This is a genomic window from Streptomyces sp. NPDC004435, assembly GCF_042873895.1.
Taxonomy (GTDB): Bacteria; Actinomycetota; Actinomycetes; order Streptomycetales; family Streptomycetaceae; genus Streptomyces.
In genome coordinates, this window is record NZ_JBIAMB010000011.1 from 65,059 (window position 1) to 83,246 (window position 18,188).

The window sequence follows — 18,188 nt, forward strand, 5'->3', positions numbered from 1 at the left end:
GGAGCTGGGGGCGGGTGCGCCGAGGCGCGTAGGGCGGATGCGCCGAGGAGCAGGCGCTGCGTAGCCTCGGCCGCATGGTTGGCGACTGTTTCCGGCATCCGCGACTCGCCGAGATCTACGACCCGCTCGATCCCGATCGCGGCGACCTGGACGCGTATCTGTCCATGGCGGACGAGTTCGAGGCCCGCCGAGTCGGGGTTCCCGTGACCGGGTTCCGTCACGTTCCCGCCGGACGGCGTGCGAGAGTGATCACCCAGTGATGTCGGCCGACGGCAGGTCGGCCGGCGACGAGAGCGAGGAGCGGGCGATGGCCCTTGAACGACCGGAGATCGACACCCCCCAGGGCCGCCCGTCCCCCTATCTGCACATCGAGGACGTCTGGGTCGGCGACGGGGCCGAGGCCACCAAGGGGGCCGTGGTGTCGGTCCACTACCTCGGGGTCGCCCACTCCACCGGCGAGGAGTTCGACGCCTCGTGGAACCGTGGCGAGCCCTTCGAGTTCACCCTGGGAGGGAAGCAGGTCATCAAGGGCTGGGAGATGGGCGTGCGGGGCATGAAGGCCGGTGGCCGGCGGAAGCTGGTCATCCCGCCCCACCTGGCCTACGGCGACCGCTCGCCGTCGCCGGCCATCAAGCCGGGCGAGACCCTGGTGTTCGTCGTCGACCTCCTCTCGGTCGCCTGACGCGGCGCCCTCGCCGGCCTGGCCCCGCCGGAACACGCGAGGAGGGCCCCGTCCGGTGACGGGGCCCTCCTTCCGGTGGGTGGAGGCTCCCGGGTACGCCATGCCGCCGCGCCTGCGACTGCCGTCGCGTCCGCCGCTCTCAGCCCAGGAACGTCCTCAGCCGGCTTCGAGCCCGGTGCGCTGGAGGCGGTACGCCGCCCTCGCACCCAGGCCGTCCCCGTGGCGCCCCCGCGCCCGTACAGAACAGCGGAATCACGTCAACGTCGGGGACCGCCGCACCCTCTCCGCGCGCCAACTCGTTGGTCCTGGCGGTGCCCTGACGGTTCGGGGGCAGGCGAGAGGAGCGCACGGTCGCGTGCGCTGAACCCACAGGGAGGCGCCCAGATGAGCGTGACCGATCCGTACGACGAGCTCCAGCGGGACATCGCGGAGGCCGAGGCCCGCTTCGCGGCCGACTCCTGGGGTGCGCTGATGACGGTTCTCCGGGGGGACGGCGGCTACCGCCATCTCCGCTTCGACCTGCCCAGGGCGTCATGGCAGGGCTTCGAGCTCGTCACCTGGCCCGGGACCCTCGTCGTCCGCGGCGGACTCGGCTGCTGGACCTTCCACCGCGACGGGGCCGACCTGATGGACGACGCCCGGCCCTCCCGCGGCACCGCGCGGGTCGACCCGCTCTTCTGGGAGGAACGGTTCACCTCCGGCGGCGGGCAGACCGCGAAGCGGTACGCGGTCGGCCCGGCCGCCGTCCGTCTCCGTGACACCGTCGCCGTCGCCGGGACGGCGGAGGCGCACCCGGCCCGGGCGGCCGCGGTGACGTACGACCCCTGGTTCCTGCTGACCTGCGCCGCACTGCCGTGGGCGGCCGAGCAGTTCGGCACGACGACCGTTCGCGCCGTTTTCTAGCCGTTCGGAACCCGTGGTTCCGAGCATGCCGGCGGGCATCCCCCACCGCGGGATCCGCAGGGTGTGCGCCGTCCCGTCAAGGGCGCACGCCGAGCGCCGGCAGGACCGTCTCCGCGACGCGGTACGCCTCCTCCAGGAGCGGGTTCCCGGACAGGATGAAGGTGTCCACGCCCAGCTCCCGGAACTCCTGGAGCCGGTCCACGACCTGCGCCGTGGAGCCCACGAGCGCCGTGCCGGGACCCGGCCGGAAGAGGCTCATGCCCGGCCACAGGTTGGGGTACGTCTCCAGTTCCCGGGCGCGGGCGGGCACCCGGCCGCCGTGCTGGCGGAACTGCCGCTGCCAGCCGACGCCCTCCTCCCCGGACCGCTCGCCGAGCTGACGGGCGTACGTCGCCTCGCTGGTGACGTCGAGCAGCTGGTCGGCGGCGGCCCAGGCCGCGTCCTCCGTGTCGCGGACGATGAGGTGCAGGCGCAGGCCGATGCGGAGGGACCGGCCGTGCGCCGCGGCCCGGGCCCGCACATGGTCGAGCTTCTCCCTGAGGAGGTGCGGCGGCTCGCCCCAGGTGAGGTAGACGTCGACGTGTTCGGCGGCCATCTCGATGCCGGGGGCGGACGAGCCGCCGAACCAGAGCGGGACGTGCGGGGCCTGGACCGGGCGCAGGTCGCGGAAGGAGGCGCCCGCGTTCCGGAGGTCGTAGAAGCGGCCCTTGTGGTCGAAGACCTCGCCGGCCGTGAGCCGCTTCACGATCGACCAGTACTCGGCGCTCAGCTCGTACCGCTCGTCGTGGTCGACGTGCAGCCCGTACTCGCGGAGGGAGGCGGTGGAGCCGTTGACGACGTTGAAGCGGAGCCGGCCGCCGAAGAGGTTGTCGAAGGTGAGCGCCGTCTTGGCGAGCAGGGTGGGCGAGATCAGGCCGGGATGGACGGCGAGCAGCGGCTTGAAGCGGGTGCTGGTGGCGGCGGCGAGGGCCGAGCCGAGCGGCCACACGTCGTACAGGTCGGTGGCCAGCAACGCGCCGGTGTAGCCGAGGCGTTCGACGGTGGAGGCCAGCTGCTGGAGGTAGCCGAGGTCGACGGGTCTGCGGCCCTCCGGCTCCCAGGGGTAGGCGCCTTCGCGCGGGATGATGTACCAGAGGACTTCGGGTGCCGGGGAGGTCATCGCGTCAGGCCTTCCGGGGCAGTGCGTCGGCGACGGTGACCGCGCGGTCGATGAACCCGGTCCGGTGGAAGACGTCGGCCGCCCGCTGCTGCTCGGCGATGAACTCCTCGGTGACCTCCTCGATCGTCCACGGCAGGGCGCGCAGCGCCGTCTCCCAGTCCTCCGCGGTGCCGCCCTGGTCCGCGGCGGCGATCGCCGCCGCCTCGCCGGGGTGGGCGGCGGCCCACGCGTCGGCCCTGCGGAGCGCCCGGACCAACGCCTCCACCAGCTCGGGCCGCTCCTCGGCCAGATCCCGGCGGGTGAAGAACACGGACCGGTCGCTGATGACGTCGCCGGTGCGGACCAGGGTGCGCAGGCCGCCCGTACGACGGGCCGCCGCGAGCTCGGCGCCCTGGGCGACCCAGGCGGTGATCGCGCCGGACCGGAGCCGTGCCTCGCTGCCGGCGTCGCCGCGCACCGGGGTGATGTCGGTGGCGTAGGACAGGCCCGCGTCGTCCAGGGCCTGGGCGACGAGATGGGTCTGCCAGGAGCCGATGGCGAGGTGGACGGTTCCTCCCTTGAGGTCGGCGACGGTACGGACCGGGCTGTCCTCAGGGACGAGCAGGGCGCCGTGATCGGGGCGGGGCGCCGAGATCGCGGCGTAGACGATGTCATGGCCGGCCGCCTGAGCGGTGACCGGCGGGGTCGAACCGGTGCCGCCGAAGTCGATGGTGCCGTCGGCGAGGAGGGCGCCGGTGCGCACGCCGTCGGTGTACGCGTGCCAGCGCACGGTCTCGCCGAGGGCGGCCAGCTCCTCCTCCGCGTAGCCGAGCCGGGAGAGGTGGAAGAGCGACGGGTTGCTGCGGTGGACGCCGAGGGTGACGGTCATGCGGAGAACTCCTTCTGCGGGGCGGGTACCGGGGCGGGTGCAGGGCCCGATGCGGGTCCCGATGCGGGTACCGAGGCGGATGCGGGTACCGGGGTGGGTGCGGGTGCGGGTGCGGGTGCGGGTGCGGGTGTCGGGCCGTCGGTGGTCGAGGCGCGGTCGGGGCGGGGCGCGGTGGTGTGCACGCCGAGGTCGGCGAGGAGGCGGCGGCGCAGGGCGACGACCTCGGGATCGCCGGGGTCGCGGGGGTGCGGGACGGCCACGGGTTCGTCGGTCACGAGCCGACCGTCGCGCAGGACGGCGACCCGGTCGGCGAGCCGCACGGCCTCGTCGACGTCATGGGTGACGAGGAGGACGGCGGGTCGGTGGATCCGGCGCAGTTCGCCCACCAGGTCCTGCATCCGGAGCCGGGTCAGCGCGTCGAGAGCGGCGAACGGCTCGTCGAGCAGCAGGAGTTCCGGCTCGCGGACCAGCGCCCTCGCCAGCGCGACCCGCTGGGCCTCGCCGCCGGACAGGGTGGCCGGCCAGGCGTCCGCGTGCCGCTCCAGGCCTACCTCGGCGAGGGCCCGCAGGCCCGTCGCGCGGGTGGCCGCGCCGCGCGGCAGCCCGACGGTGACGTTGGGCAGGACCTTCTTCGAGGGGAGGAGCCGGGGCTCCTGGAAGACGATCGTGCGGGCCTCGGGGACGAGGACCTCGCCCCCGTCGGCGCCGTCGAGGGCGCCGAGGATCCGCAGCAGGGTGGTCTTGCCGCTGCCGCTGGCACCGAGCAGGGCGACGAACTCCCCGCGCCCGAGGGAGAGATCGAGGCCGTCGATGACGGCGCGGTCCCCGAAGACGCGGCGCAGTCCTCGTACGCGTACGGCGGTCATCGTGTCGTCCCTCCGGGTCCGGCGGTGCGCCAGGGCATGAGGATCCGCTCCAGTCCGCGGACCAGCACGTCGGCGGTGAGGCCGAGCAGTCCGTAGACGAGGATGCAGACGGCGAGGATGTCGGTGCGGGCGTAGCTCTGGGCCTGCGACATCAGATAGCCGATGCCCGCGGTGGCGTTGATCTCCTCGGCGGCGATGAGCGCGATGACGCTGAGCGTCATCGAGAGGCGCAGGCCCGCGAGGAGCGACGGCAGGGCGCCCGGGAGGACGACCTGGCGGACGATCGCGAGCCGGCCGAGGCCGAAGCTGCGCATGGCCTCGACGAGCTTGCGGTCGGTGTTGCGGACGCCGCCGCTGGTGGAGACGTACATGGGGAAGGTGGTGGCGACGGCGATGAGCAGGATCTTCGCGGTCTCGTTGATGCCGAACCAGACCATGAAGAGCGGCACCAGGGAGAGGAAGGGGATGGTGCGCAGGGTCTGGAGGGAGGAGTCGAGGAGTTCGTCGCCGAGCCGGGTGAAACCGGTGGTGATGCCGAGGACGAGGCCGGCGGCGAGACCGATGACGAGTCCGATCCCGGACCGGGTGAGGGAGGTGGCGAGCGCGTCGGACAGCTGACCGTTGCCCCACAACTCTCCGACCGCGTTCAGTACTTGCGCGGGCGAGGCGAGGACGTCGGGGGTGAGGAGGCCGGTGGCGGACGAGGCCCACCACAGGACGAGCAGGGCGACCGGCCCGAGGGCGCGGACGGTGACCGCGTACCCCCGGGAGCGGGGGCGGCGGACCGAGGGGCGGGGGGCGACGAGGCCGGGGGCCGGCGGCGCCGTCACGACAGGGACTCGACGTCGAGGAGATGGGCGGCGATGTCGACCGTCGCGGGGGTGACCTTCTGGTCGGCGTAGAAGCGGGCGACCGTCTCGAACCGCTCGACGTCCTCCGGGCCGATGGGGTCGACGGTCCCGCCCTTGCGGGTGAAGTCGATCTGGACGTCCCTGGCCTTGCCGGTGACGGCGGTGGGGCCGGCGTCGGTGAAGACGTTGAGGTAGGCGGCCGGGTCCTTCCGCTCCTTGGCGCTGTTGTCGTGGAGGTAGCGGTAGAGCGCCTTCACGATGGCGGGGTGCTCCTTCGCGAAGTCCGAACGGACCGCGTTGAGGCTGTAGTTGTCGGATCCGATCGCCGCGCCGTCGGCGAGGAAGCGCGCCTTGCCGCTGCCGATCTCGGCCACCGCGTAGGTGGACCAGACGGCCCAGGCGTCGACCTGTCCGGCGTTGAAGACGGCGGCGGTCTGGTCGGGCCGGAGATAGACCCGCTCGACCTCGCCGGCCGGGATGCCCTCCTTCGCGAGGGCCTTGAGGAGCAGGTACTCGCCCGTGCCGCCCTTGTTGACGGCGACCTTGCGGCCGACCAGGTCCTTCAGGGAGCCGATGTCGGAGCCCTCGCGGACGAGGATGCCCTCGCCGACGGGGTCGGGGTCGGTGGCGGTGAAGAAGGCGAAGCCGGGGTTCTGGGCGAGGGAGGTGATACCGGAGGTGATGGAGCCGGTGGCGAAGTCCAGCTGGTCGGCGTTCATCGCCTGGGCGGCGGGGGCGAAGGGGCCGGCGCTGCCGGTCCAGGCCACCTCGGCCCCGACGGCGGCGAGCGCCTTGTCCAGGCTGCCGTCCTGCTTGCCCCGGGCGAGGACCCCGGCGTTCCCGGGGTCGGGGATGCGGACGGTGACCGTGCCGCGCTGCGCCCCGTCGCCGCCCCGGCCGGAGGCGGAGTCGGCCGCCGGGTCGGCGCCGCAGGCGGTGAGGGTGGTGAGGGCGGCGAGGGCCGCCAGAGCGGTGAGTGTGGCGAGTGGGCGCATGGCGGTCGTCCTTGGTGGGCGGGGTACGGGAAGGAGTGAGGGGGCGTGCGGGGGGACGCGCGGGGGAGAGCCGTGAACGGGGCATCCGGGCGCGTGAGCACGGGTGTACGGAGGGGTGCGTTCCGGGATCTGGTTACGCGACCGGGCTCGGTGACGTCGTGCCGGCGACGAGCCGTCCGGCCCGGCGCAGCGGCTCGGGGTCGGCCCAGGCCCGGACGTCGACCGCCTCGGGGAGGAAGCCGTGGGCGCGCAGTGCCGCCTCCTGCTCGGCCAGCAGGTCGAGCCGGGCGCCGGACAGATCGGGGTGCAGCGTGCGGTGGGTGTCGGCGCGGTAGGCCCCCGCGACACCTTCCGCCCCCGCGCCGGTCTCCGCGCCGAGGATGCGGGCGACCTCCGCGGGTTCGCCCGCGGCCCAGTCGGCGGCCCGGAGCAGGACGGCGAGGAAGCGGTCCACCACGTCGGGGTGGCGGTCGAGGAGGTCCTGGTGGACGGTGAGGGGGCGGGGGGTGCCGTTGTTCACCCGGTGCGCCGGGTCGGGGAGCGCGTCGAGCTCCACGGCCACCTCGGCACCGGCGCGCCGGGCCGACTCCACGGCGAGGGCGCCCTTGACGTACACGGCGTCGACCTCGCCCCGGCGCAGCGCGTCGAGTTCGGCGGCCCACTGTCCGTGGTGCCCGGCGGCGGGGACGTCGACGAGCCGGGCGTCGTCGAGCCCGAGACCGGCGGAGGCGAGGGCGCCCTCGAAGCCGCGGAGCGCCATGGCCCGCCAGAAGTCGATCGGCACGTCGTGCCGGGGCAGGGCGAGTCGGAGGCCGCGCAGGGCGGCGGCACCCCGCACCGGGGAACCGGGCGCGACGAGCACCACCTGGCGCTCCTCGATCCACGTGAGGCCGATCAGCCGCGTGTCCTGGCCGCGCGAACGCGCCCACAGGGCCGGGACGTTGCCGCCCTCGCGGAAGAGACCGGGGAGGTCGTGGGTGTAGTGGGCCGCGCGGTCGGCCCCCGGGTCGGCGTCCTGGAGGGAGCGGACGGCGATGCCGTCGGGCGCGAACTCGGCGGTCAGCCAGCCGCGGTCGGCGGCCACGCCGGTGGCGGTGGGGACGGGGCAGCGGGTGAACCAGAGCGTGGCGGGCACGCGGGCGTCGGTCATGAAGGCGTCCAAGGGTGCGGGGGCGAGGCGGCGCCGTGCAGGGCGGTGCCGGGCGGTGCCGGGCACGGCGGTGCGACGCCGCGGCGGAGAAGGTGGCACGCGCACGGTGCCGGCGGAAGGGGGAGGGGAGCGGGGACAGCCGGTGCAGGCGGAAAGCGGGAATGGGACAGCTGGTGCCGTCGGAAGGCGGAGCGGGGGACGACCGGTGCCGGGCCGGGGACGGCGCGGGAAGGGTGGGACGGGGGCGGCGTCGGTCAGCCGCGGCGACAGCCGGTGCCCGCGACCCGCGCCAGGTCGATGTGACGGCGCCGGGTGAGCCCGAGGAGGGCGGGAGCAACGGCGGGAGCGGCGTACGGCGTCGTACGGCACATGTTCATGCTCATGGCGGACCTGCTCCCTCCGGTGTCGTGGTCCCGCGGCGCGGTGTCCCGGCGCCGTGTTCTCGTGCGGTGTTGGCCGGAACCATGGCACGGCGGTCTGGCTCGCCACAACTCGCTTCCCATCATGTGGGATTGCGCATGAACGGAGTGTTTCCTCCCGACTCATGGGGTCGTTCCGCCTCCCATCATGTGGGAGCGTGAGGCGTCGATCACCGAGGGGGAGCCCACGCCATGACCACCGAGGCCGAGCCCGTACGGGCCCCGGCGGGCGCCCAGGCGGTCCGCCGCGCCCTGGACGTGCTGCACAGCTTCCACGACAACCGGCCGGACCTGAGCGTCTCCGACCTGGCGCGCCGACTCGGGCTCTCCACCTCGACGGCCCACCGCCTGGTCCGGACCCTGCTCGCGGCCGACTTCCTGGAACAGGACGCCCGCACGGCCCGCTACCGGCTCGGTCCCGCGGTGACGGAGCTCGGCCGGCTCTCGTACCACCAGCGGGGACTGCATCTCGCCGCGCCGGAGCTGGCCGACCTGGCCGAGCGGACCGGCGCCACCGCCGACCTGGCGCTGCGCAGCGGCCCGTACGCGGTCATCGTGGCCGGCGGTTCGGTGACACCGAAGGTGGGGCTGCGCCGGCCGCTGCACTCGACGGCGCTGGGCAAGGTGCTGCTGGCCTGGCCGCGGGCCGGTGAGGCGGGGCCGCTCGCACTGCCGCCGCTGTACGCGTTCACCGACCGGACCATCGTCGAACCGGGCGCGCTGGCGGCCGAGTTGGCGCGGGTCCGGGAGACGGGCCACGCGCTCAACGACGGTGAGTCGGCGCCCGGGGTGCGGACGGTCGCGGTGCCGGTCCTGGAACGGACGGGGCACGCGCGCTTCGCGCTCGCGGTCCGGGCGACACCCGAGGTGATCACGGACGCGCGGCTCGACTGGTTCCTGGCGCAGGCCCGGTCCTGCGCACGGGCCCTGGAAGTACTGCTCCTGACCCCGGCGGAACGCCGGACACCCGAGGAGCCGGCGGGCGGGCACCGGCAGTCCGGGACGGTCTGACCGGCCCGTCCGCGACCGGAGGCCACGCCACCACCCCGCCGCCGTCCTCGTCCGGCCTGGTCAGCGAGCTCGCCTTCGGGCCCGCCCCCGGCGCATAACATGTGGCTGATCTTTTACGGCCTGACGCGGCGGCCCGACACGGCCGCCGGATCCGGAGAACGGGAGCGACCTCATGAACCTCGGCGTGCGCTGGACCCTGCACGGGGACGGGAGAACGCCCGCCCCCGGGGCCGTCGTCCGCCCCGACGAGCGGCTGTCCTGGCCCCGCACCGCCGGTCTCGGCGCCCAGCACGTGGTCGCCATGTTCGGCGCGAGTTTCGTCGCCCCGGTGCTGATGGGGCTCGACCCGAACCTCGCGATCATGATGTCCGGCTTCGCCACGATCATCTTCCTGCTCGCGACCCGGGGCACGGTCCCCTCGTACCTCGGCTGCTCGCTCTCCTTCGTCGGCGTGGCCGCCGCGATCCGGGCCTCCGGCGGCAGCAGCGCCACCGTCACCGGCGCCGTCTTCGTCGTCGGCGCGGTGCTCTTCCTCGCCGGTCTCGCCGTGCGGAAGTTCGGCGCCCGGATCATCCACGCCGCGATGCCGCCGATCGTGACCGGCGCCGTCGTCATGCTGATCGGGTTCAACCTGGCGCCCGTGACCGCCTCCACCTACTGGCCGCAGGACCAGTGGACGGCGCTCCTGGTCATGCTCTTCACCGGTCTGGCCGTGGTCTGCCTGCGCGGCTTCTGGTCCAGGATCGCGATCTTCCTCGGCCTGATCTTCGGCTACGCCATCTCCTGGGTCTTCGACCTCGTCTTCGGCAAGATCCACTCGATGTCCCCCGCGGGCAAGGTCGAGGACCACTGGCGGCTCGACCTCTCCGGCGTGGGCCAGGCCGACTGGATCGGCCTGCCCTCCTTCCACGGCCCCAGCTTCGAGTGGTCCGCGATCCTCGTCGCGCTCCCCGTCGTCATCGCCCTGATCGCCGAGAACGCCGGCCACGTCAAGGCCGTCGGCGAGATGACCGGCGACAACCTCGACGGCAAGCTGGGCACCGCGATCGCCGCCGACGGTGCCGCCTCCATGCTGTCCACCGCCCTGGGCGGCCCGCCGAACACCACGTACTCCGAGAACATCGGCGTCATGGCCGCCACCCGCGTCTACTCCACGGCCGCCTACTGGGCCGCCGCCGGCTTCGCGCTGCTCTTCGGTCTCTGCCCCAAGTTCGGCGCGATCGTCGCCGCGATCCCCGGCGGCGTCCTCGGCGGCATCACCGTCATCCTCTACGGCATGATCGGCCTGCTCGGCGCCCAGATCTGGATCAACGCCAAGGTCGACCTGCGCAACCCGCTCAACCTGGTCCCGGCCGCCGTCGGCATCATCATCGGCGTCGGCGGCGTGAAGCTGACCTTCACCGACACCTTCGAGCTCGGCGGCATCGCGCTCGGCACGATCGTCGTCATCACCGGCTACCACGTGCTGCGCGCCTTCGCCCCGGCGCACCTGAAGGACGCCCCCACCGAGCAGGAACCGCTCCTGGACTCGGGCACCAGCTCGTACGAGAAGGGCTCCGACGACACGGAGAAGAGCTGACCCACGCGGACGACAGCGCCGCCGCCCGGACCGCTGCCGAGGATCACCCATGACGGAGGAACCGGTGGAAGATGGGTGCCGCCCCCGATGCGGCGGGGCGGCACCGTCGGTGAGGGTGGGGTGGAGGAGCACTCCCGGTGCCTCGCGTGGCGCCGAGTCGCAGCGCGTGACGCGCGGCGAGCGGCGGCGTCCGGGCCGGGGCGGTGGGCGTGTTCGCGGCCACGGCACGAACGGAGTCCGCGCCGATGACCTCACCGTCCCCCCACCCCTGCCGAAGACATCCGCTTCCGGCCCGCCGTGACGTCGGCGTGGTGCCGCCGTGAGCATGACCACGTGGTTGGCACTGGCGGTCTTCGTCGTCGTCTACGTGCTGATCGCGACCGAGTGGGTCCACCGGGTGGCCGCCGCGCTCGGGGGCGCCGTGGTCATGCTGCTCATCGGGGCGACGACCCCCGAGCACGCCTTCTTCTCCGAGCACGCGGGGATCGACTGGAACGTCGTCTTCCTGCTCCTGGGCATGATGCTGATCGTCTCGGTCCTCAAGCGCACGGGCGTGTTCGAGTTCATGGCGATCTGGGCGGCGCAACGGGCCCGAGGCCGGCCGTACCGGCTCATGGTCCTGCTGATCCTCGTGACCTCCCTCCTCTCCGCGTGGCTGGACAACGTCACGACCGTCCTCCTGCTCGTGCCCGTGACCATCCTGGTGTGCGAGCGGCTCGCCCTCCCCGTGGTTCCGTACCTGATCGCCGAGGTGATGGCCTGCAACATCAGCGGCGCCGCCACCCTGATCGGTGATCCGCCCAACATCATGATCGGCTCGCGGGCCGGGCTCTCCTTCAACGACTTCCTGCTCCACATGACCCCCATCGCGGCCCTGCTCGTCGTCGTCTTCGCGGTGATGGCGCGCTGGATGTTCCGCCACGCCTTCACCTACGACCCCGAGCGCGCGGCGCGGGTCATGGAGCTGCGCGCCAGGGACGCGATCAAGGACGCGCGGCTGCTGGCCGTCAGCGGCGTGGTCATCCTGATCGTGATGGTCTGCTTCGTGCTGCACACCGCACTGCACCTGGAGCCCTCGGTGGTGGCCATCAGCGGAGGACTGCTGCTCCTGGCCGTCTCCCGGCTCGACCCCGGAGAGGTCGTGCGGGACGTGGAGTGGCCGACGCTCGCGTTCTTCACCGGGCTGTTCGTCATGGTCGGCGCGATGGTGCAGACGGGGATCATCGCCGATCTCGGGCAGGCCGCCGCCCGGGCGACCGAGGGGCAGCTGTTCGGGGCCTCGATGGCGCTCCTGTTCGGCTCCGTGGTGCCCTCGGCCGTGATCGACAACATCCCGTTCGTCGCCTCCGTCAGCCCGATCGTCTCCGAGGTCGTCGCCGCCTCCGGCGGGATCGAGCACGCCGCCGTGCTGTGGTGGTCCTTCGCCCTCGGGGCGGACCTGGCCGGCAACGCCACGATCATCGCGTCCTCCGCCAACGTCGTCACCGTGGGCATCGCCGACCGCGCCGGCCACCACATCTCGTTCTGGCAGTTCAGCCGGTACGGCCTGGTCGTCACCGCCGTCACCACCTCCCTCGCCGGCCTCTACGTGTGGCTGCGCTACTTCGTGTGGGCCTGACGGGACCACCGGGGGCGAGGGGAGCGAGGGGGCGCGGAGCACGGTGGGGGAACCAGGAAGGAGCGGTGCCATGTCCGACTCTCCGCACCAGGGCGACCGACGACGGCCCCGCCCGTCCCGGCGGGGCCTCGCCTGGCTCGCGCTGACCACGGCCCTGGCCGCCGGGATCGCCGGCGCCGTCCTGCCCCAGGCCCTGCTGCTCGCCGGAGGCCTCGCCCTGACCGCGACCGCGGCACACCTCTTCCAGCCCGCCCGCGGGCGCCGCGGCCGACCTCCCCCCGGGTGAGCCCCGCGAGCATCGTGGGGGCGGCGCCCGCCGCACGGAGGACTCGGGCGGCAGACGCCATCCGGACCGCGATGTGGGTGCCACCACGGATGGACAAGCGGAGCGGCCACCGGTCACGCTGAAGCGAGGGACCGGTGGGTCTCCCGACGGTGAGCGTCCCGGCACAGGCCGGGGCGCACGGTGGTGGCGGTGAGGGGGCGCCCCCGGGGAAAGGCACGGGACCATGTCGCTGTTCTGGCGGATCTTCCTTCTGAACGCCGCCGTGCTCGTCGTGGCCGTCCTCCTGCTCCTCGGCCCCGTCACCGTCTCCACCCCCGTCCTGCTCGGCGAGGCCCTGGTACTGATCGCGGGACTCGTGGCGATGCTCACCGCCAACGCCGCCCTCCTGCGGTTCGGCCTCGCCCCGCTCCAGCGGCTGAGCCGCGCGATGGCCACCGCCGACCTCCTCCAGCCGGGCCACCGCACCGAGGTCGTCGGCACCGGGGAGATCGCGGAGCTGACGACGACGTTCAACGCGATGCTGAGCCGCCTCGAAGCCGAACGGGCCACCAGCGCCGGCCGGGTCCTGTCCGCGCAGGAGGCCGAGCGGCGGCGCATCGCCCAGGAACTCCACGACGAGGTCGGCCAGACCCTCACCGCCGTACTCCTCCAGCTCAAGCACACGGCGGACCAGGTCCCCGAGCCCGTGCGCGCAGACCTCCACCAGGCCCAGGAGACCACCCGCGCCGGCCTGGACGAGATCCGCCGCATCGCCCGCCGCCTGCGCCCCGGCGTCCTGGAGGAACTCGGCCTGCACAGCGCCCTGCGCGCGCTGGCCGCCGAATTCACCACCTCCCGCCTCGGCGCCACCACCCACATCACCCCCGGCCTGCCGCGGCTCGACCAGGATGCCGAACTCGTCGTGTACCGCGTCGCCCAGGAGGCGCTCACCAACACCGCCCGCCACTCCGGAGCCGACTCGGTCGAGGTCCACCTCCGTCCGCTGCCGCGCGGAGGAGTGGCCCTGCTCGTCCGCGACAACGGCAAGGGGCTGCGCGACGCGCCCGAAGGAGCCGGCATCCGAGGCATGCGGGAACGCACACTGCTCATCGGCGCGGAGCTCGTCCTCGGCGCCGGACCCCACGGCGGGACACAGGTCCGCCTGAACGTCCCGGGAACAGGGCCCGAGGACCGGCCGGGGAGCCCCGGATGACCGCGCCGGCCCGCATCCTGCTCGCCGACGACCACGCCCTGGTCCGCCGCGGCGTACGGCTCATCCTCGACGCCGAACCGGACATGACCGTCGTGGCCGAGGCCGCCGACGGGGCCGAAGCCGTCGCCCGGGCCCGGGAGCAGGGCGTCGACCTGGCCATCCTCGACATCGCCATGCCCCGCAGGACCGGACTCCAGGCCGCCCGCGAACTCGCCCGCGTACGCCCGGGGCTGCGCACCCTGATGCTGACGATGTACGACAACGAGCAGTACTTCTTCGAGGCGCTCAGGGCCGGCGCCTCCGGATACGTCCCCAAGTCCGTCGCCGACCGCGACCTCGTCGAGGCCTGCCGCGCCGCCCTCCGCGACGAACCCTTCATCTACCCCGGGGCGGAGACCACCCTCATGCGCACCTACCTCGACCGGGCGCGGGGCGGCGATCCCCTTCCCGCCCGGCCCATCACCGAACGCGAGGAGGAGATCCTGAAACTCGTCGCCGAAGGCCACACCTCGAAGGAGATCGGCGACCTCCTCGTCATCAGCGTCAAGACGGTCGAGCGCCACCGTGCGAACCTCCTCCAGAAGCTCGGCCTGCGCGACCGCCTGGAGCTCACCCGCTACGCCATCCGCGTCGGCCTCATCGAACCGTGACGGGCGAGGGTCGGAACGGACACGAGGACGGGCGGAGGAGGCCGCGGAGCGTCAGGTACGGAGTCCTGGTGGTGCGGTGCGCCCGGCATACGGGGTATCAAGGCCCAAAAAGACCTGGATTTCGAAGGTGTGCGGGGTCGTGGTGCACCATGGCGGGGGCCCCGACGGCGGGGAGCGTCGGCGGAGGAGGATCGCATGGTGGAGTGGAAGCCGATGGGCCTGGGACCACGTCCGGTCCCCGACCCCGTGGCCACGCCCTCCGTCTGGGCCGCGACCTCGGTGGCGGCCCTGGCGCTGGTCACCGCCCTCAACTTCCTGGACCACCACGGCGACCCCGCCCTCGACCTCGCCGTCCTGTCCCTCATCGCCGCACTGGCCGGCACCGGCGCCCGCCTCGTCGCCGCACCCGGCACCGCGCTGCTCTGCTGGGTCGCCCTCAACGGCTTCGCCATCCCGCCCATGGGCCGGCTCACCTGGACGGCGACGCACGACGCGGGACGCCTCGCCTGCCTGCTCGCCGCAGCCGTCACCGGGACCGTCCTCGCCCGGCTGCTCCACGCCCGAGCCGCCTACCGCCGCGTCACGCGCCCGTGACCGGTCATCCCCGCGGCGGAAGGGCGGTGTGGTGCGCGGCGCGCTCGCGGCCGTCGGCGCGAGGCGTCCGTGTTGACCTTCGAGTGGGTCGAAACTCCATGATGACCAGGTGCCGAACGATGAGCTGATGCCGATCGGGGCCTTCGCCCGACGCAGTGGTCTGACCTCCAGTGCCCTGCGGTTCTACGCCGACTCGGGGCTCCTGCCCCCCGCCGAGGTCGACCCGGTCACCGGCTACCGCTACTACAGCGCCGACCAGGTGGCCCGGGCGACCGCGCTGCGCCGGCTCCGCGAGCTCGCGATGCCTCTCGCCGCTGTCGAGGCGGTCCTCGGGGCCGGGGCCGACGAGGCGTCCCGCCTTCTCGACGAGCACGTCGCCGAGGTCGTCGGGAACGCGGCAGCCGTGCGGCGGAAGGCCGAGGTCATCAAGGCCGCGTTCCGCGACGCCCCGGGTCTTCCCCTCGCCGTGCTGAAGGGTCCCGTGCTGGCGGACGCGGTCGAGCAGGTCCTCACCGCGGCGGCCCACGAGCCCGGGGTGCCGGCGCTCACCGGTCTGCGCATCGAGGCCGATCACGAGGCCGTCACCCTGACCGCCACGGACCGGTACCGGCTCTCCACCCGCACCCTGGTGCCGATCGAACCGCCGAGCCGCCCGTGGGCGGGCACCGTCCACGGCGACGAGCTGCGCTCCGCGGTCGCGGCGAGCCGGCGCAGCCGGCTGGTGCGACTGGAGGCCTTCCCGGACGGGATCTGGTTCCGCGTCGCGGGCCATGAGGACCGGCACTGCCGACTGCTGCCCGAGGAGTACCCCGACCACAGGCTGCTGCTCGCGTCCCTGGGCGAGGTCACGACGCGCCTGACCGTCGCGAAGGATCCGCTCCTGCGCGCCTTGGAGGAACTCCCCGGCGAGCGCGTCGGGCTGCACGTCGCCGACCACGGGGTGAGCGTCATGGCGGCGGCGGACGAGGAGCACGCCGGCCTCACGCTCCCGGGCACCGTGGTGGGCCCCGGGCTGCGGATCGTGTTCGAGCTGACCACCCTCTATCCCGCCGTGAGCACCGCGATCGGCCCCGACCTCCTGATCGACCTGCGCGGACACGACCGGCCCGTCGCGATCCGCTCCGCCGACCGCGGCGACCTCACCACCCTGGCCATGCCCGTCGAGCCCGGCCACTCCGCCTGAAATCCCGCCCGAGCCATCCGCCTGAGCCATCAGCCCGGGCTATCCGCCCGAGCCATCCGCCCGAGCCATCCGCCTGAGAGAGACGACGAGGAGCACACCCGTGACCGCCGCACCCGCCGACCCCGCCGCCCCCGACCCGACCATGGAAGCCATCGGACACGCCGTCGTCCGAGGCAGGAGCGGTGACACCGCCTCGGCACGCCGCGAACTGCTGGGCCTGTGGTCCGGGATCGGCGTGACGGGCGACCCGCTGCACCGCTGCTCGCTGGCCCACTACCTGGCGGATCTCCACGAAGACCCCGCCCAGGCCCTGGCCTGGGACATCCGGGCCCTGGACGCCGCCGACGCCGTGACCGACCATCGCGTCCAGGAGCACCACGCCGGCCTCCGCATCGCGGGCTTCTACCCGTCCCTGCACCTCAACCTCGCCGACGACTACCGCCGGCTCGGCTCCTTCGAAGCCGCCACCGAGCACATCGACGCGGCCAGGACGCACGCTCCCAGCCTTCCCCAGGACCCCTACGGAGACCTGATCCGCGGCGCCATCCAAGAGGTCGGGGAGTCCATCGCCAGGCGGGACCGAACCCCGCGGGCCTCCGCGCCCGGTCCCGCGGCCTGATGCGCGGGCCCGGCCCAGGGCTCAGGACCCGTCTCCCTCCGACTCGGCACGGAGTGCGCTCAGCGGTGCCACGGGAACGATGCCCTCCGCCCGGCGGGACAAGGTCTCGTCGATCGTGACCAGTGCGTCGGCCTGAAGCCGCGCCACGGCGAGGTACTCGGCGTCCCCGAGCGTGTCCCACCCCTGCTCGCGGGCGATGCGCCACGCCGTACGACGGGAGACCCGGTCGCCCAGCAGCCGCAGCTTCACCTCGGTCAGGCGCTCGTGCAGGCGCAGGGCCTCGGTCTCGCCGAGCTCGCCGGACCGGACCCGTGCGTACAGCAGCGACAGTGCCTGAGACCGCACCGGGTTCGGTGCGACGAGCTGGTGGCCGGGATCCACTCGCATGCCGGTCGAGACGATGTGCAGCAGGGTCGGGGCGTCGACCACGTAGCGCGTCATGGCTCGCAGGGTACGGCAGGGCGTTCCGCGCCCGCCCGGAACCGCAGGGGTCCGGAGGGCGGTTCGCGGTCCGGCGGGTCGGCGGGTGGGGGTGACGACGTGGTCGGTCGTTCCTCGTGCGCGCCTTCGCCCCTCGTGGAGGCCTGATACCTGGCAGCGTGGGGACGGCCGGCACCGGACGGTGGCGGCACGGAGGGGAAGGATCCGGCATGGACCATCAGGACGTCGACGCCGCACTGGCGGAGATGCTGCGTGTTCTCGACCCGCTGACCGGCGAGGACTGGACGGTACGGGCGGGGTCGCTCACCTGGTCGTGCCGGCGGACGGCGGCCCACATCGGGCACGACCTCCTCGCCTACGCGGGCCAGCTGGCGGCGCAGCCGGCCGACTCCTACCTGCCCATGGACCTGAACGTCCACCCCACCGCCACCCCCGCCGAGGTCCTCCGGACCGTCACCGCGTGCGGCAGGCTGCTCGGCATCGCGCTGGCGGCCGCCGACCCGTCCGTCCGTGCCTGGCACTGGGGTCCCTGCGACCCCGAGGGGTTCGCGGCGATGGGCGTCGCCGAGATCCTGCTGCACACCCACGACATCACCCGGGGGCTGTCCGTCGACTGGCGCCCGCCGGCGGCGCTGAGCGCGGCCGTGACCGATCGCCTCTTCCCGGACGCGCCCCATGGAGACCCCGTCGACGTGCTGCTCTGGTGCACCGGCCGCGGAGAACTCGACGGCTTCGCGCACCGGGAATCGTGGACGTGGGTGGCTGCGCGACCGGACTGAGCGGTCCGGCCCGCCCCGAGCGGACCCGCGCCGCTCCCGTCCCCTCCCCGGCCCGCGTCAGCGCGTGTACGCCGCGACAGCGGAGGGCAGGCGCTCCACCACGCCGTCCGCGAGCCGTTCGAAGCCGGCTCTCAACAGCGGCGCCGCCGGCCTGGCCAGGCCCCTGAAGCGGAACGTGCGCCACGCTCGACCGAGGCGACCGCGCTCGCACGCCCCCGGGATCGACCCGGACGCGGCGCACCGTCCAGGGATCCCCCTCCTCGCCCCCCTCGCCCCACATCGATGCGCAAACGATGCGTCTTGAGGCGCGGCTCTTGTTCGCCGGATCCTGAGGGGGCCGGGC

Annotated in this window: 20 protein-coding genes and 1 pseudogene; 13 read left to right on the plus strand and 8 right to left on the minus strand. The window is 73.7% G+C overall.

Features of this window, described 5'->3' with window-relative positions; genetic code table 11:
- Positions 1-74 precede the first annotated feature (74 nt).
- From ACFYT9_RS21025 to ACFYT9_RS21035, 3 genes and pseudogenes are all read left to right on the plus strand, one after another.
- Positions 75-194 (plus strand): annotated as a pseudogene (locus ACFYT9_RS21025) (SAM-dependent methyltransferase); the annotation flags it as partial.
- A gap of 113 nt (positions 195-307) precedes the next feature.
- Positions 308-682, plus strand: a complete 375-nt coding sequence (locus ACFYT9_RS21030) for an FKBP-type peptidyl-prolyl cis-trans isomerase (RefSeq protein WP_387270312.1) — start codon at positions 308-310, stop codon at positions 680-682.
- Between the two features lie 384 nt (positions 683-1,066).
- Positions 1,067-1,585 (plus strand): hypothetical protein, encoded by a 519-nt coding sequence (locus ACFYT9_RS21035; RefSeq protein WP_389165988.1) that lies wholly within the window; start codon positions 1,067-1,069, stop codon positions 1,583-1,585.
- A gap of 76 nt (positions 1,586-1,661) precedes the next feature.
- Here ACFYT9_RS21035 and ACFYT9_RS21040 read toward each other — a convergent pair whose 3' ends face one another.
- The 7 genes from ACFYT9_RS21040 to ACFYT9_RS21070 all read right to left on the minus strand — a co-directional run bounded on the left by ACFYT9_RS21040 (position 1,662) and on the right by ACFYT9_RS21070 (position 7,857).
- Positions 1,662-2,744: an LLM class flavin-dependent oxidoreductase gene (locus tag ACFYT9_RS21040; protein ID WP_389165990.1), complete on the minus strand. Its 1,083-nt coding sequence runs from the start codon at positions 2,742-2,744 to the stop codon at positions 1,662-1,664.
- Between the two features lie 4 nt (positions 2,745-2,748).
- The gene (locus ACFYT9_RS21045) at positions 2,749-3,612 is read right to left on the minus strand and encodes an ABC transporter substrate-binding protein (RefSeq protein ID WP_389165993.1); all 864 of its coding nucleotides are present in this window, start codon (positions 3,610-3,612) and stop codon (positions 2,749-2,751) included.
- Positions 3,609-4,478: an ABC transporter ATP-binding protein gene (locus ACFYT9_RS21050; protein ID WP_389165995.1), complete on the minus strand. Its 870-nt coding sequence runs from the start codon at positions 4,476-4,478 to the stop codon at positions 3,609-3,611. The genes ACFYT9_RS21045 and ACFYT9_RS21050 overlap by 4 nt, the downstream gene beginning before the upstream one ends.
- Entirely contained in the window at positions 4,475-5,308 is an 834-nt protein-coding gene (locus ACFYT9_RS21055) for an ABC transporter permease (RefSeq protein ID WP_387270307.1), read from the minus strand. Before ACFYT9_RS21055 ends, ACFYT9_RS21050 begins: the two co-directional genes overlap by 4 nt.
- Positions 5,305-6,324: an NrtA/SsuA/CpmA family ABC transporter substrate-binding protein gene (locus ACFYT9_RS21060; protein WP_376596195.1), complete on the minus strand. Its 1,020-nt coding sequence runs from the start codon at positions 6,322-6,324 to the stop codon at positions 5,305-5,307. The genes ACFYT9_RS21055 and ACFYT9_RS21060 overlap by 4 nt, the downstream gene beginning before the upstream one ends.
- Positions 6,325-6,457: 133 nt before the next feature.
- Positions 6,458-7,474 (minus strand): ABC transporter substrate-binding protein, encoded by a 1,017-nt coding sequence (locus ACFYT9_RS21065; protein ID WP_387270305.1) that lies wholly within the window; start codon positions 7,472-7,474, stop codon positions 6,458-6,460.
- A 254-nt stretch (positions 7,475-7,728) separates the two neighbouring features.
- On the minus strand, positions 7,729-7,857 hold the full coding sequence (locus tag ACFYT9_RS21070) for a putative leader peptide (RefSeq protein WP_376596192.1): 129 nt from the start codon (positions 7,855-7,857) through the stop codon (positions 7,729-7,731).
- A gap of 228 nt (positions 7,858-8,085) precedes the next feature.
- Here ACFYT9_RS21070 and ACFYT9_RS21075 point away from each other — a divergent pair, with 228 nt between their 5' ends.
- The 9 genes from ACFYT9_RS21075 (at position 8,086) to ACFYT9_RS21115 (ending at position 16,625) form a co-directional block, all read left to right on the plus strand.
- A complete protein-coding gene (locus ACFYT9_RS21075; RefSeq protein ID WP_389165998.1) occupies positions 8,086-8,904 on the plus strand; it encodes an IclR family transcriptional regulator in 819 nt (272 codons plus the stop codon).
- 172 nt (positions 8,905-9,076) lie between these two features.
- Positions 9,077-10,483 (plus strand): uracil-xanthine permease family protein, encoded by a 1,407-nt coding sequence (locus tag ACFYT9_RS21080; RefSeq protein WP_389166001.1) that lies wholly within the window; start codon positions 9,077-9,079, stop codon positions 10,481-10,483.
- A gap of 319 nt (positions 10,484-10,802) precedes the next feature.
- Complete coding sequence (locus ACFYT9_RS21085; protein WP_376596186.1) at positions 10,803-12,101, plus strand: SLC13 family permease; 1,299 nt, start codon at positions 10,803-10,805, stop codon at positions 12,099-12,101.
- A 70-nt stretch (positions 12,102-12,171) separates the two neighbouring features.
- Complete coding sequence (locus ACFYT9_RS21090; protein ID WP_376596184.1) at positions 12,172-12,387, plus strand: hypothetical protein; 216 nt, start codon at positions 12,172-12,174, stop codon at positions 12,385-12,387.
- Positions 12,388-12,610: 223 nt separating this feature from the next.
- On the plus strand, positions 12,611-13,579 hold the full coding sequence (locus tag ACFYT9_RS21095; protein ID WP_389166005.1) for a HAMP domain-containing sensor histidine kinase: 969 nt from the start codon (positions 12,611-12,613) through the stop codon (positions 13,577-13,579).
- Positions 13,576-14,229, plus strand: coding sequence for a response regulator (locus ACFYT9_RS21100; protein WP_389166007.1), 654 nt, complete (start codon positions 13,576-13,578; stop codon positions 14,227-14,229). Before ACFYT9_RS21095 ends, ACFYT9_RS21100 begins: the two co-directional genes overlap by 4 nt.
- Before the next feature lie 195 nt (positions 14,230-14,424).
- A complete protein-coding gene (locus ACFYT9_RS21105) occupies positions 14,425-14,823 on the plus strand; it encodes a hypothetical protein (protein ID WP_387270300.1) in 399 nt (132 codons plus the stop codon).
- Between the two features lie 109 nt (positions 14,824-14,932).
- Positions 14,933-16,006 (plus strand): MerR family transcriptional regulator, encoded by a 1,074-nt coding sequence (locus tag ACFYT9_RS21110; protein ID WP_389166008.1) that lies wholly within the window; start codon positions 14,933-14,935, stop codon positions 16,004-16,006.
- A 142-nt stretch (positions 16,007-16,148) separates the two neighbouring features.
- Complete coding sequence (locus ACFYT9_RS21115; RefSeq protein ID WP_389166322.1) at positions 16,149-16,625, plus strand: hypothetical protein; 477 nt, start codon at positions 16,149-16,151, stop codon at positions 16,623-16,625.
- A 21-nt stretch (positions 16,626-16,646) separates the two neighbouring features.
- Here the strand turns inward: ACFYT9_RS21115 and ACFYT9_RS21120 are convergent, their stop codons facing one another.
- Complete coding sequence (locus ACFYT9_RS21120; protein ID WP_389166011.1) at positions 16,647-17,066, minus strand: type II toxin-antitoxin system VapC family toxin; 420 nt, start codon at positions 17,064-17,066, stop codon at positions 16,647-16,649.
- 209 nt (positions 17,067-17,275) lie between these two features.
- Between ACFYT9_RS21120 and ACFYT9_RS21125 the strand changes: the two genes are divergently transcribed.
- Complete coding sequence (locus ACFYT9_RS21125; RefSeq protein WP_387270296.1) at positions 17,276-17,845, plus strand: maleylpyruvate isomerase N-terminal domain-containing protein; 570 nt, start codon at positions 17,276-17,278, stop codon at positions 17,843-17,845.
- Positions 17,846-18,188: the final 343 nt, after the last annotated feature.